Genomic DNA, 13,716 nt, shown 5'->3' with positions numbered 1-13,716 from the left:
TTTTTAAATAAGGAGTTATTATGGAAGGTAAAAATTTAGATAATTTTGTTTTGATAATGTATATAGCTATTATAGTGTTTTTTGCATATAGGCTTATCAAAGCACAAAAAAATAAAAAGCTATTAGCAGGAGAAGTAAATCAGTTTGATAGACCATCAACTACATTTGAATGGGTGTTACTAGCATTTTTGCTAGCAACAGGAATATTTAACCTAGTAGCTGGTATAAAAAATAACAATAAAAATGCTATTATGATGTCAATAGTTATGGTTATCTTATCATTTGTATTTGCCTTATCGCAACAAAATAAATTATATGTTGCAGAAAATGGAATTCTTATAAACTCCAATTTTTATACTTACAAAGAATTAAAAAAATGGGGTTTTGATAAAGAAAAAAATGATTTTGTTATGCAAGTAAAAAAAGATAGACAAAACTCAAATGAGGCAACTAAAGTAAAAGATGATGATATTATAAAAGTAAATAATCTAATAAGAAAATATAAACTTGGAAAATAGTTGAATAAAGCAAAAAAAAATCGTATTATATAAGAGTTAAATTTGATTTACAATAACCTTAAAGGGAGATACGATGCTGCTAGTAGTAGATGTAGGAAATACCAACACAGTGCTTGGTGTTTTCAACAAAGATAAATTAGAATTCAGATATAGAGTGGCTACAAATTTAAAACGCACCAGCGATGAATTAGTAGCTACCCTTTTTAATATGTTTACAATTCATGAAATTAAAAAAGAATGGATTGATGATACAATTATTTCATCAGTTGTACCTGATATAATGTATGCTTGGCAATCTTGTAATCGAAAACTATTTGATAAAGATCCTATAATTATCGATTATAAAACAGATACTGGCATAATAAATGATTATGAATCACCAAAAGATGTTGGAGCTGATAGGATTGTAAATGCAGTTGCTACATTTTATAAGTATGGTGGTCCTGCGATAATTATAGATATGGGTACTGCCATTACATTTGATGTAATTACAGAAAATGGTAAATACTTAGGTGGGTCTATAGCACCAGGTATACGCATTGCCCAAGATGGACTTTTTGGAATGACAGCTCAATTGCCAAAAATAGAGCTTAGAAATCCAACAACGGCAATTGCAAGAACAACTCCTGAGAGCATGAATGCTGGTATAGTATATGGATATATTGCATTAATTGATGGACTAATTAGTCAGATTGAAGATGAACTTATAAACAATCATGATATTAAAAGTGATATAAAAGTAGTTGCAACTGGCGGATATTCTGAATTAATTTCAAATGAGTCAAAATATATTAAATGCATTGAACCGGATTTGATGTTAGACGGATTAAAAATTATTTATGACAGAATTAAAAAATAAAGAAATTATGCTGGCTCCACTAGCAGGAGTGACAGATGCAGCTTTTAGAATAATTTGCGAAAAATATGGAGCTGATAAAACATTTTCTGAAATGGCAAGTGTAAATGCCTTGGTATATGATAATAAACAGACCGATGATATTATATATATATCACCGAAAGAAAAGCATGCAAATATACAGATTTTTGGTAGAGATCCAGAAAAAATTGAAAGAGCAATAAAAGAAAAAATCAATCCAGTCAAAAACATTACTGATCTAAGTTTTAATATGGGATGTCCTGCTCCAAAGATATACAAAAATGGAGAAGGATCAGCACTTATGAAAGAAGTAGACTTAGTTGATAAGATTACCAAAACTCTAGTGAAATCTACTGATAAAAAGATAAATGTAAAATTTCGCTTAGGTGTTGATGAGCAAAATAAGAATTTTGTTGAAATAGGAAAGATTTGCGAGGATAATGGTGTAGATTATGTAATCCTACATGGAAGAACTCGCGATCAACACTATAGCGGAAATGCAAATTGGAATGATATCAGAAAATTAAAAGAAGCTCTAACTATACCTGTAATTGCAAATGGAGATGTTTTTTCAGTTAAAGATTTTGTAAATATCATAAATACAACAAATGCAGATGGTGTCATGTTAGCTAGAGGAGCTATGGGCAATCCGTTTTTATTTAAATATATTAAAGATTATTTAGAAACTGGCTCCTATACAAAGGTAACTCCTAGTGAAATAGTTGATCAAATTAAAGAGCAATATGCACTATCTTTAGAATTTAAAGATGAAAAATTAGTTGTAAATCAAATGAGAAAGCATGTAGGCTGGTATATTAAAGGCTTACCGGACTCAAGTAAAGTTCGAGATCAAGTTAATAAATTAAAAACCAAAGAAGAAATATTTGATTTATTAGATGAATATAAAAATGTTTTAGAGGGATGAAATGGCAGAAAATAAAGAAGTAATACTTTCAAAAGAGTATTTAGAAAAGTTAGAAGATGAACTAGAATACTTAAAAACTATAAGAAGACCAGAGATTGCAGAAAAAATAAAAATTGCAAGAAGCTTTGGTGACTTATCAGAAAATGCAGACTACGATGAAGCTAAAAATGAACAAGGTGAAATCGAAAGTCGTATAGCAAAAGTCGAAGATATGATAAGAAATGCAAAAACTATTGAAGTAGACGAAAATTCTGATGAAGTAGGGGTAGGTAATACAGTAACAGTACACGATGAAGAATTTGATGAAACAATGGATTATAAAATAGTTGGTACTGCCGAAAGTGATCCATTAAAAGGTTTTATATCAAATGAATCACCAGTAGGTGCTGCATTATTAGGAAAAAAAGTCAATGATAGAGTAGAAGTTTCTACTCCAAACGGCAAAATGTATTTTACTATTAAAGACATTAAATAAGGAGAAATGATGACTGATAACAATAAAGATTTAAATGAAATGCTTAAGATTAAAAGAGAAAAGCTAGCAGAACTTAAGCAAGAAGGAAGAGATCCACACGAAATTGTAAACTTTAAAGACCGTACACCTGCAGGTAAGATTAAAGATGACTTTGAAGAATATGATGGCAAATCAGCAAGAATAGCAGGACGTATCATAGCTAAACGTGGTCATGGAAATATGAGCTTTATGGATATCCAGGATGAATCTGGAAAAATCCAAATAGTAAATCGTAAAAATGTTATCGGTGATGAATTTAAACAAGTTAAAAAATATGATATTGGAGATATAGTAGGTATTGAAGGTAATGTATTTAAAACAAACCAAGGTGAGATTTCAATTGAAACCCAAACTCCTCAACTACTAACAAAATCTCTACAAATGTTACCAGAAAAATGGCATGGATTAAAAGACCCAGACCTAAGATATAGACAAAGATACTTAGATCTAATAGTAAATCCAGAAGTAAAAGAAGTATTTTACCTAAGAAGCCAAATTATTTCCGAAATTAGAAAATTTCTAGATGGTAGAGGATTTATGGAAGTGGAAACACCTATTTTAAATACAATTGCAGGTGGAGCCACAGCTCGTCCATTTATCACTCACCACAATACATTAGATATTGATATGTATCTAAGAATTGCTAATGAACTTTATCTAAAAAGACTTATTGTAGGTGGTTTTGATAAAGTTTATGAAATGGGCAGAATGTTTAGAAACGAAGGAATGGATGCAACCCACAATCCAGAATATACTGCCATGGAATTATATCAAGCCTATGCAGACTATGAAGATATGATGGAAATAACCGAACATATGATAGAAACAGTTGCTACAAATGTCTTAGGAAAAACAACTATAGAATATGACGGTCAGCAAATCGAATTAAAGGCTCCATGGGCAAGAATTCCTATGATTGATGCTATAAAAAATGAAACTGGCATAGACTTTAATGAAATTACATCTTATGAAGATGCAGTAGCAATTGCAAAAGAAAAAGGTGTGGAAGTAAAAGAAACCCGTGGTGAAATAATCTCAGAATTCTTTGAAGAGTTTGTAGAAGATAAACTAATCCAACCAACATTTATAACAGACTATCCAGTAGAAATATCACCACTTGCTAAAAGAAAAAATGATGACAAGTCATTAACCTATAGATTCGAAGCCTTTATCAATGGTAAGGAAGTAGCAAATGCTTTCTCAGAGCTAAATGATGCAGCAGATCAAAGAGAAAGATTTGAAGCTCAAGTAGCAAAACGTGAAAAAGGCGATGATGAAGCACAAATGATGGATTATGATTTCGTAAATGCCTTAGAAGTTGGACTACCTCCAACAGGTGGACTAGGAATTGGTATTGACAGAGTTATTATGCTTCTTACAGGTCAACATTCTATCCGTGACGTATTGCTATTCCCAACAATGAAGCCAATTGGTAAAAATAGTGAAGAAAATACAGAATCAGCGCCTGTAAAAACAATAGAAGAAACTAATGAAGTAGTTGACTTTACAGGAGTAGAAACAGAAGAGTTTTATGAAGATGTAGATTTTGATACATTTAGCAAATCTGACTTTAGAGTAGTAAAAGTTACAGGTTGCCAAGAAGTTCCAAAGTCAAATAAACTTCTAAAATTCACCTTAGATGATGGTACAGATACACCAAGAACAATTCTTTCAGGTATCAAAAAACACTATAATCCTGAAGAATTAATAGGAAAAAATTTAGTGGCAATAGTAAACTTACCACCAAGATCAATGATGGGAGAAGAATCTCAAGGAATGATCCTATCAGCAGTTCACAATCAAAACGGTGAAGAAAAACTAAATGTACTAATGGTAGGTAATAATATCCCTGCTGGAGCAAAATTATATTAATTTAAAATTTTAGGTGATGTGCATAATAGATTTATCTATTTCTGCAACATCATCTTTTTTTATATAGGTAAATTTTAATATATTCCTTAACTATATATTTTTAATACATAAGTGAAGTTTAAGAGTATTAAAAATATAAGAAGTTAATAAAATAGTTACTTTTATATACTAAAAAAATGAAAAATTTATTTATAAACTAGACAATAAATTAGTTATTATAAATAAAAAGAGAGTTTGTATTATATATACCTAATTGCTTTCAAAATGAATATAAATTATTATTAAAATTACTAGAAAAATATTTGTTAAATATTATTTGGCATAAAATTATCATATGATTTCTTTGTCTCTATCCCAGTGTATATACATATGGTATAATATGCTATAAAAGGAGAAAATTATGGAAGTTTTAGTAGTGGTTGATTTACAAAATGACTTTATAGATGGTGCATTGGGTAATATTGGTAATGAGGAAATAGTTAATCCTATAGAAGATTATATAGAAAAATTTGATGGAGAAGTCATTTTTACAAGAGATACTCATCATGGGGATTATTTAGAAACTTTAGAGGGAAAGAACCTGCCAATAACTCATTGTATTAAAGGAACACAAGGCTGGGAAATTAGGATTGATACCAAGGGATATAAAATATTTGATAAGGAAAGCTTTGGGTCTTATGAGTTAGCAGAATATCTAAAAGAATTAAATGATGAAGAAAAAATAGAAAAAGTAAGTTTTGTAGGTATATGTACTGACATTTGTGTGATTTCAAATGCTATATTAGTAAAAAGTGCTTTAGTAGATACACCTATTGAAGTAATAAGTTCTATGTGCAAAGGAACTAATGAAAGTAATCACAAGATAGCCTTAAATGCTATGAAATCAATGCAAATTAATATTATATAAGGGGTATAATATTAACAGAGGAGAAGTATATGAATGATAACTATCAATCAGATTTTAAAGATACCGACGCAGTTAGAAAATACGCTAGTAGGTATAATATTTATTCGTTATTATTTGCACTAGGAATTTTTATTATTATTGTTTCAATAATCCCTTATCTTTTAATAAATGCAACAAAGTTAGAAGATAGGATACTACCTTCAATAATAATCGCACTTGTAGGTTTAGTTATTGCAATTGTTAGCGATATTGGAAAAAGCAAATTAAAGGAAAAACAAATTAATAAGTACACGGTTGCTGCTGTAGAATTTATAGATTTTGAACATAGGTCTAGAAAGAAAATTTTTAGAAAAGATGTAGTTATTTCTATATTGTTAATTATATTAGTTCCATTTATTTACTATTTAATCCATACACAAGTAAATCTTGTTCCTGCAAGTTCAAAGAAATATTTCAATTCAGTATTGATTTTAATCCTAGCTATTGCAGTATTTATTATTTTATACAGTAAAGGAAAAAAAGAAGCATACAGCAACTTAATTTAAAAAGCACCTATAAATAGGTGTTTTTAATTGCCTAATTTTAAAATTTTGCATACAATAATATAAGTATGATTTAGGAGGATGACTTGAAAAAAATTAAAAATACTTTTGTTTTATTATCAACACTTGTACTTTTAACAGCTTGTAGTACAAATAAAGCTAAAGAAGAAGTAAATGAACCTGTAAGGACTGTAGAGTTAATTGAAAATATAAGAACAAATAATGAAGAAAAATCATTAGCAAAAAAGGAAATAACTTATGATGAGAAAGAAATTACAGAAAAAGACGATGAAAATGATAGTTCTCATCAAATAGATGAAAAAGACCAGTCTGAAGAAAAAATAGAAACAGTATCTCTTATAGCCGGTGGAGATCTAATGGCAAATATTGGTCAGACAGAATATGCCTATAATAAGGGAAATGGTAATTATGATTATTCTGATTCATTTATGTATGTTTCAGATTTTATAAAAGATGCAGATATTGCAATAGCAAATTATGAAACTACAACAAATCCTAATGTGCCATATGCTGGTCATCCTAGATTTAATGCACCAGCAGAATATTTAAAGGAAATAAAAAATGCTGGTTTTGATGTGCTGACAACAGCTAATAATCACTCTTTGGATACTGACATAGACGGATTAACCACAACTATAGACGCTATTGAAGAGGCTGGTTTAGACCATGTTGGTACTCGAGATGAAGATGGTGACACTAGATTTATAATTAAAAAAGTAAATGATATAAATATTGCATTTTTATCTTATACATATGGATGCAATGGCATAGAAGATTTATTTAAAGTTCGTGAAGAAGTTGACCAAGTAAATTATTTACATGAAGAAGAAATAAAAAAGGATATAGAAAATGCAAAAGAAGAAGGAGCTGATTTTATAGTGGTCTATCCACACTGGGGCATAGAATTACATTCTGATGCTGACCCTAGTCAAATAGAATTAGGTCACAAAATGATAGATTGGGGTGCGGACTTAGTAATAGGTAATCACCCACATGTTGTAGAACCTTACGAAGAGTATGAAAGTTCAGATGGGAGAAAAGGATTTATAGCATATGCTTGCGGAAACTTTATCAGCATCCAAAATTTAGAAACTGTAAATGACATTAGAACTGAACAATCAGTTGCCTATAAATTTGAATTAAGCAAAGATTTTTCAGATGGATCAACATCTATAGACAAATTTGAGGCTTATCCACTTTGGGTTGGTATGACTTATAATGATTACGGACGTAGTGTAAGAACTTATATATGCGAAGATTTCTTAGATGGCGGCAAATATTATGATCAAGTTGATGAAAATCGAAGAGAAAGGATTCAAAAAGCATTTGATGCAACCACCGCAACTATAAATAGGGAGGTAAACTATTAATGGGCCAGCGGACAAATTTTGAATTACATATTTTAGATGTCATTCAAAAAATATCTAATCCTACTTTAGATAAAATAATGGTAAATTTAAGTAGCTTAGGGAATATGTCCATTCTATGGATTGCTTTTATTATTATTTTCTTGTCTACAAAAGAATATAAAAAAGCAGGAAAAGTTATGGTTATAGGCTTTGTTTTAAACCTGATAGTAGTAAATATTTTGCTAAAAAATATTTTTGACAGGCAAAGGCCTTTTGAACTAGTAAATAATTTTAATTTGCTAATTCCACCTTTAAAAGATGGATCATTTCCATCAGGTCACAGTTCATATGCATTTACATTTTTTGCCATAATTTTATTTATGACAAAATCCAAAAGTTTAAAAGTTTTTACAGGAGTTCTAGCTTTTTTAATAACCTTTAGTAGGCTATACCTATACGTACATTTTCCAACAGATGTTATAGGAGGATCTTTAATTGGATTCTTTTTAGGAATGCTTGCTTTAAAAGTATATTTTGATAAAAAATTAAGAAAAAGATTTACGGTTAAATATTTGCAATTATAGTTATATATGTTATAATTAGTAGGTAACTGATAAGCCGGTGTGTTGGAATTGGCAGACGAGACAGACTCAAACTCTGTTGTCCATCTGGGCGTGTGGGTTCGAGTCCCACCACCGGCACCATATAACTATTATGTCGGTTTTCTTTATAGAAATCGTGATTTAAGCACGATAATATCGTATACCTAAAATTTTTTAGGATAAAAGCAGATAAGCTTAATTAAAAGTATAAATTTAAAACTCATAATCACAAAGATTATGAGCTTTTTTTATACAAATCTTTCAAATATCCCCGATTTAAGATATACTATAACTAAGGAGTGACAAATGAGTAAAACACTTATGCTAATTGATGGTTCTAGTTTAATATTTAGGGCGTTTTTTGCCCTGCCGAAGCTTACAAATAATGATGGAGTCATGACCAACGGAGTATATGGTTTTTTAACTATGTACCAGAATGCCTTTGATAAATACAATCCAGACTTAGTTCTAGTTGCCTTTGATAGATCTAGCAAAACGTTTCGCCATGAGGAGTTTAAAGACTATAAGGCAACTCGCGACAAGATGCCTAGTGAGCTTTCCTATCAGTTTGGAATTTTAAAGGATATATTAGATTCTATGGGCGTGGCTTATACTGACCTAGACGGATTTGAAGCTGATGATATAGTCGGTACTTATGCACAAATGGGTCAAGAAGCGGGCTATGATGTTGTAATAATAACAGGTGATCGTGATTATTTACAGCTGGTAGATGAAAATATTACACTTTATCTTACTAAAAAAGGTATCTCTGATATGGTTGAATACAACCTATCAACTATAAAAGAAGAATTTGGACTGACACCTAAGCAATTAATTGATGTAAAAGGTCTTGAGGGTGATAAATCCGATAATATTCCCGGTGTGGATGGTATAGGACCTAAAAAAGCAATTGGCTTTGTTCAAAAATATGGATCTATAGAAGGATTATATGAACATATAGACGAAGTTTCTGGCAAAAAAACTAAGCAAACTTTAATAGATAGTGAATCTATTGCGTATATGAGCAAAAAAATAGGGACAATAGTTAAAAATGCACCAGTAGAAATTGACTTGTCTGATTTAGAACTAGGAGAACCTGATTATCCAGCTCTAAGAGAGAAATTTTCTAAATATAACTTCAATAAATTTTTAGAAAAAATTGAAAGCCATGTAGATGATGCTGACAATAATAAAGATTTTATTTTTATTGAAACTGACTCTTATGATGAACTGATAGCATCCATTAAGGAAAATAAAGAATTTAGCTTTAAATCTTTATATGATGGAGATAATTATATACATTCTAGTATTTATAAAATAGCTATCAAAACATCTGATACTGATACATACATCATAAATCCCGATGAAAAATTTATAAAATCTTTTAAAGAGATTTTTTCTGATAAAGATATTATAAAAAATTCTTTTGATATAAAAGAAGATGTAGTCCTGCTTGATAAATTAGATATTAATCTAGACTTACCTTATGATGATATGATGCTAATGCACTATCTCATAGATCCTTCCAGATCATCTTATGATATAAAGACTTTAAGTCAAATTTATTCGGATTTTGAAGTTATGAATGAAGTAGACTTAATTGGCAAAGGTGCAAAAACTAAAAAATACGAAGAAATTGATCAAGAAGAATTAAATCCATATATGGCATCAGTTCTTTATACTATAGAAAATTCTAAAACAAAACTTGTAGAAGAATTGAAGAAATTAGAAATGTATGATCTGTATAAAGATATAGAAATTAAACTTTCTAAAGTACTAGCCAATATGGAAATTGCCGGTTTTGTAACTGACATGGATGTTTTAGAAAAATTAAAGGCAGAAATTGATGAGGTTTTAGAAGGACTAACAAACGAAATTCATGAATTAGCGGGATCTGAATTCAATATCAATTCTCCAAAACAATTAGGAGAAGTATTATTTAAGGATCTAGGATTGCCAGTAATTAAAAAAACTAAAACAGGCTTTTCAACAAATGCATCAGTATTAGAAAAGCTTAGAGATGAACATCAGATTATACCAAAAATCGAACAATATAGAGAAATGTATAAATTACGTTCCACATATATTGAGGGACTAGAAAATTCTATAGATGATGATGGTAGAATAAGATCTACCTTTAAACAAAGTATAGCATCAACTGGTAGGCTCTCATCAACTGAGCCAAATCTACAGAATTTGCCGATTAGAACTGAAGAGGGTAGAAAGATCAGAAAAGCTTTTAAAGCTGACCAAGGCAAAGTTTTAATAGATGCTGATTATTCTCAAATAGAACTTAGAATACTAGCATCATTATCAGATGACCCAAATATGATAAATGCCTTTATAAATGGTGTAGATATTCATGCTAAAACTGCTTCAGAAGTATTTGATAGGTCCATAGATGAGGTTACAAAACAAGAAAGATATAATGCAAAGGCTGTTAATTTTGGTATAATTTATGGAATTAGTGATTACGGTTTATCACAAAATTTAAATATTCCTAGACCTCTTGCAAAAGATTATATAGAAGGATTTTTTGAAGGTTATCCAAATGTAAAAAATTATATGGATAATATTATTAAAGAAGCAAGAGAGCTAGGTTATACAGATACTTTGTTTAACCGTAGAAGATATATACCAGAAATTACTTCAAAAAACTTTAATGTTAGAAGTTTTGGAGAAAGAGTTGCTTTAAATACCCCTATTCAAGGAACAGCAGCAGATATAATTAAGATTGCCATGATAAGAACTGATGAAAATCTAAAAAAAGCAGGTCTTGATGCAAAAATTATCCTACAAATTCACGATGAAATCATTCTAGAATCATCACTAAAAGATAAGGATAAAGCTATGGAGATTTTAAAAGATTCTATGCAATCAGCTGCAAAACTTAAAGTTCCATTATTAGTTGAAATTGATACTGGAGAAAGTATGTATGAGTCCAAGTAAAATAGTAATTACTGGTACAATTGCATCAGGAAAATCAACATTGTGCAAGCTTTTAGAATCAAAGGGTTTTATAGTCATTTCTGCAGATGAAATTAATAAAAGTTTATTAAATCCAGGAGCGATTAACTATGAATCTATTAAAAAATCTGGAGAATTTGATAAAGCTTTTATAAATGAGAGTTTGGATAAAGAGAAGCTAGGACAGATAATTTTTTCTGATGAAAATAAGCTGAAAAAATTAAATAAAATAACCCATCGAAATATTTTGAATGAAATTAATAAACAAATTGACTTAATAGATGAGAAAGCTGTTTTTGTAGAAATACCACTTTATTTTCAAATGGAAGTAAAATTTGATGCAGATGAAGTTTGGTTAGTTGTAGCAGACTACGAAACTCAAATAAAAAGACTTATGGATAGGGATAATATTAATCTTTCATATGCAAAAGCAAAAATAGAAAGCCAAAGGAAATTAATTAATATGAAAGAAAATAGCGATGTAGTTTTTGATAACAGCACAAGTGTAGAAAATCTAAACGAAAAATTAGAAGAAATTTTAGTACAAAAGGATTTACTATGAAAGTTTTAAAAATAATAGGAAAAATAATAGGATATTTGCTTTTAATTATACTTTTAGCAATTGTTTTATCCTATGGTATAATTGCCTATCAAACTTCAAGAACACAAATAAATTATCAGGATCAAATTACAGAAACTTCTGAAAATTTCAATATTGATCCACTTTTAACAGCATCAATTGTAAAAGTAGAGTCTGATTTTGATAATGATGCCCAAAGTCATCAAGGTGCTCAAGGTCTAATGCAACTTCTTGATGAAACGGCAAGACATTCTGCAGAGGTAATAGGTATGGACTATTATCCAGAAAAATTAAATGATATAGATTATAATCTAAATCTAGGGGTTGGATATTATAATTATTTAATAAAATACTACAACAATCAAAAATTAGCCCTAGCAGCCTATAATGGGGGAGTGGGAAATGTTGATAAATGGATAAAAGATGGAGTATTGGATAAAAATAATCCCGATATTTCAAAAATACCATTTGATGAAACTAGACAATATGTAACTAAAGTAGAAGCAACTTATGATGTTTATAAAACTTTTTATAAAGATGGCTTGCCTACAAATGAAGAAGTATCCGATTTAGGACAACTTAGCTATAATAATTTTGTGACATTCATTAATCAACTTTTATATAATATCGCATAGTTGTTGATGAATGTTACAAATTCATTTATAATATAAACAAAGATAAAAAAATAAGGAGATGTATATGGCAGAAAATGCTTTGACATTTAAAAAAGGTGTTCACATTGATGAGTTCAAAGAACTTTCTGAAAATAGTGAATTATTTACCCTCCCTACACCAAAAGAGGTTGTAATTCCACTTACTCAACATATAGGTGCACCAAGTAAATGTCTTGTTAACAAAAAAGACGAAGTACATATCGGGGATTTAATTGGGGAAGCTGTTGGTAATTTCTCAGCAAATATCCATTCATCAGCAAATGGTATTGTAAAAGACATAATAGATATACAAACAGCATCAGGGAAAAATTCTCAAGCAGTTGTAATTGATACTGAAGGCTACGACCAAGAAAAAGAGTACATATTAAATGAAAACGTAAGCTTAAATAAAGAGGAAATCGTAGCCAAAATAAAAGAAGCTGGAATAGTTGGTATGGGTGGAGCAGCTTTCCCAACACATATAAAATATACACCAGCAAAAGAAGTCGATACAGTTATTGTAAATGGTGCAGAATGTGAGCCTTATGTAACCTGCGATGACTATATATTAAAAAATAGACCACAAAATATTGTAAAAGGTCTAGAAATGTTAGTTGTTGGGTCAGGAGCAAAACAAGGAATTATTGCTATAGAAGACAATAAACCGAAAGCTTTTGAAGAAATATCTAATTATTTAAAAGATTATGCAAATAATGCTACAAATATGCCTGATCTAAAAGTAGTTAAGCTTGCAACAAAATATCCACAAGGGGACGAAAAAAGACTTATAGATGCTACATTAAATAGAGTTGTGCCATCTGGTGGTCTCCCAATGGATGCAGATGTTATAGTATCAAACGTTTCAACTGTAAATGCAGTTTACGAAGCTATTTACTATGATAAACCACTTTATGAAAGAGTAATGACAGTAACAGGTCATAATGTAAAAACTCCACAAAACGTAATTGTAAAAGTTGGCACTGCTTTTGGTTTTGCTATAGATCAAGTTGGCGGACTAAATGGAGAAATTGGGAAACTCATTAGTGGTGGACCAATGATGGGTATTGCTCAACCAAATGCAGGAAATCCTGTAGAAAAAGCTACAAACTGTATTTTGGTACAAACTAAAGAAGAAGCTATACCCGCAGAAATCGAACCATGTATTAGATGTGCTCGCTGTGTAAATGTTTGTCCAGTAAATCTAATGCCACTTTATATTCACAAATTTGCTTTAAATGAACAATTTGAAAAAGCAGAGGATTATAGAATTATGGACTGTATAGAATGTGGATCATGTTCTTATATTTGCCCATCTAAAAGACCATTGGTTGAAGCGATTAGATTTGGTAAACGTCAAATAAGACAAGCAGGAAAAGGTAAGTAGGAGCA

At 30.1% G+C, this 13,716-nt stretch carries 13 protein-coding genes and 1 tRNA gene; all 14 read left to right on the top strand.

Translation table 11 applies throughout. The features are described from left to right. Positions 1-20 precede the first annotated feature (20 nt). The 14 genes from DY249_RS04960 to rsxC all read left to right on the top strand — a co-directional run bounded on the left by DY249_RS04960 (position 21) and on the right by rsxC (position 13,711). Complete coding sequence (locus DY249_RS04960; protein ID WP_101540973.1) at positions 21-518, top strand: DUF5673 domain-containing protein; 498 nt, start codon at positions 21-23, stop codon at positions 516-518. A 73-nt stretch (positions 519-591) separates the two neighbouring features. Then, a complete protein-coding gene (locus DY249_RS04955) occupies positions 592-1,377 on the top strand; it encodes a type III pantothenate kinase (RefSeq protein WP_101540975.1) in 786 nt (261 codons plus the stop codon). Beyond that, complete coding sequence (gene dusB / locus DY249_RS04950) at positions 1,358-2,320, top strand: tRNA dihydrouridine synthase DusB (protein ID WP_115595375.1); 963 nt, start codon at positions 1,358-1,360, stop codon at positions 2,318-2,320. Before DY249_RS04955 ends, dusB begins: the two co-directional genes overlap by 20 nt. Position 2,321: 1 nt before the next feature. After that, on the top strand, positions 2,322-2,795 hold the full coding sequence (greA, locus tag DY249_RS04945) for a transcription elongation factor GreA (RefSeq protein ID WP_101540979.1): 474 nt from the start codon (positions 2,322-2,324) through the stop codon (positions 2,793-2,795). A gap of 9 nt (positions 2,796-2,804) precedes the next feature. Next, the gene (lysS, locus tag DY249_RS04940; protein WP_115595374.1) at positions 2,805-4,706 is read left to right on the top strand and encodes a lysine--tRNA ligase; all 1,902 of its coding nucleotides are present in this window, start codon (positions 2,805-2,807) and stop codon (positions 4,704-4,706) included. Positions 4,707-5,106: 400 nt separating this feature from the next. Beyond that, on the top strand, positions 5,107-5,613 hold the full coding sequence (locus tag DY249_RS04935) for a cysteine hydrolase family protein (RefSeq protein ID WP_115595373.1): 507 nt from the start codon (positions 5,107-5,109) through the stop codon (positions 5,611-5,613). A 29-nt stretch (positions 5,614-5,642) separates the two neighbouring features. Next, on the top strand, positions 5,643-6,158 hold the full coding sequence (locus DY249_RS04930; RefSeq protein WP_115595372.1) for a hypothetical protein: 516 nt from the start codon (positions 5,643-5,645) through the stop codon (positions 6,156-6,158). An 83-nt stretch (positions 6,159-6,241) separates the two neighbouring features. After that, entirely contained in the window at positions 6,242-7,546 is a 1,305-nt protein-coding gene (locus tag DY249_RS04925) for a CapA family protein (protein ID WP_245943530.1), read from the top strand. Continuing rightward, complete coding sequence (locus DY249_RS04920) at positions 7,546-8,109, top strand: phosphatase PAP2 family protein (RefSeq protein WP_115595371.1); 564 nt, start codon at positions 7,546-7,548, stop codon at positions 8,107-8,109. The genes DY249_RS04925 and DY249_RS04920 overlap by 1 nt, the downstream gene beginning before the upstream one ends. A 33-nt stretch (positions 8,110-8,142) precedes the next feature. Then, positions 8,143-8,229, top strand: a tRNA-Leu gene (locus DY249_RS04915). 204 nt (positions 8,230-8,433) lie between these two features. Next, positions 8,434-11,076, top strand: a complete 2,643-nt coding sequence (gene polA, locus DY249_RS04910; protein WP_115595370.1) for a DNA polymerase I — start codon at positions 8,434-8,436, stop codon at positions 11,074-11,076. Continuing rightward, positions 11,063-11,656, top strand: coding sequence for a dephospho-CoA kinase (coaE, locus tag DY249_RS04905; RefSeq protein ID WP_101540603.1), 594 nt, complete (start codon positions 11,063-11,065; stop codon positions 11,654-11,656). The genes polA and coaE overlap by 14 nt, the downstream gene beginning before the upstream one ends. Beyond that, the gene (locus DY249_RS04900; RefSeq protein WP_101540604.1) at positions 11,653-12,309 is read left to right on the top strand and encodes a lytic transglycosylase domain-containing protein; all 657 of its coding nucleotides are present in this window, start codon (positions 11,653-11,655) and stop codon (positions 12,307-12,309) included. Before coaE ends, DY249_RS04900 begins: the two co-directional genes overlap by 4 nt. A gap of 64 nt (positions 12,310-12,373) precedes the next feature. Next, positions 12,374-13,711: an electron transport complex subunit RsxC gene (gene rsxC, locus DY249_RS04895; protein WP_115595369.1), complete on the top strand. Its 1,338-nt coding sequence runs from the start codon at positions 12,374-12,376 to the stop codon at positions 13,709-13,711. The last annotated feature ends 5 nt before the right edge of the window (positions 13,712-13,716 follow it).

The sequence above is a fragment of the Anaerococcus octavius genome (assembly GCF_900445265.1).
GTDB classification, from domain to species: Bacteria; Bacillota; Clostridia; order Tissierellales; family Peptoniphilaceae; genus Anaerococcus; species Anaerococcus octavius.
The sequence above is the reverse complement of the archived record's forward strand: the minus strand, read 5'-3'. Positions and strand labels throughout refer to the sequence as shown.

Excerpts from the sequence above, each read along its gene's own strand:
- DY249_RS04955 (WP_101540975.1), top strand. The coding sequence starts at position 592 with ATGCTGCTAGTAGTAGATGTAGGAAATACCAACACAGTGCTTGGTGTT.
- DY249_RS04920 (WP_115595371.1), top strand. The coding sequence starts at position 7,546 with ATGGGCCAGCGGACAAATTTTGAATTACATATTTTAGATGTCATTCAA.
- greA (WP_101540979.1), top strand. The coding sequence starts at position 2,322 with ATGGCAGAAAATAAAGAAGTAATACTTTCAAAAGAGTATTTAGAAAAG.
- lysS (WP_115595374.1), top strand. The coding sequence starts at position 2,805 with ATGACTGATAACAATAAAGATTTAAATGAAATGCTTAAGATTAAAAGA.
- DY249_RS04935 (WP_115595373.1), top strand. The coding sequence starts at position 5,107 with ATGGAAGTTTTAGTAGTGGTTGATTTACAAAATGACTTTATAGATGGT.
- DY249_RS04960 (WP_101540973.1), top strand. The coding sequence starts at position 21 with ATGGAAGGTAAAAATTTAGATAATTTTGTTTTGATAATGTATATAGCT.
- DY249_RS04930 (WP_115595372.1), top strand. The coding sequence starts at position 5,643 with ATGAATGATAACTATCAATCAGATTTTAAAGATACCGACGCAGTTAGA.
- dusB (WP_115595375.1), top strand. The coding sequence starts at position 1,358 with ATGACAGAATTAAAAAATAAAGAAATTATGCTGGCTCCACTAGCAGGA.
- DY249_RS04900 (WP_101540604.1), top strand. The coding sequence starts at position 11,653 with ATGAAAGTTTTAAAAATAATAGGAAAAATAATAGGATATTTGCTTTTA.
- rsxC (WP_115595369.1), top strand. The coding sequence starts at position 12,374 with ATGGCAGAAAATGCTTTGACATTTAAAAAAGGTGTTCACATTGATGAG.
- coaE (WP_101540603.1), top strand. The coding sequence starts at position 11,063 with ATGAGTCCAAGTAAAATAGTAATTACTGGTACAATTGCATCAGGAAAA.
- polA (WP_115595370.1), top strand. The coding sequence starts at position 8,434 with ATGAGTAAAACACTTATGCTAATTGATGGTTCTAGTTTAATATTTAGG.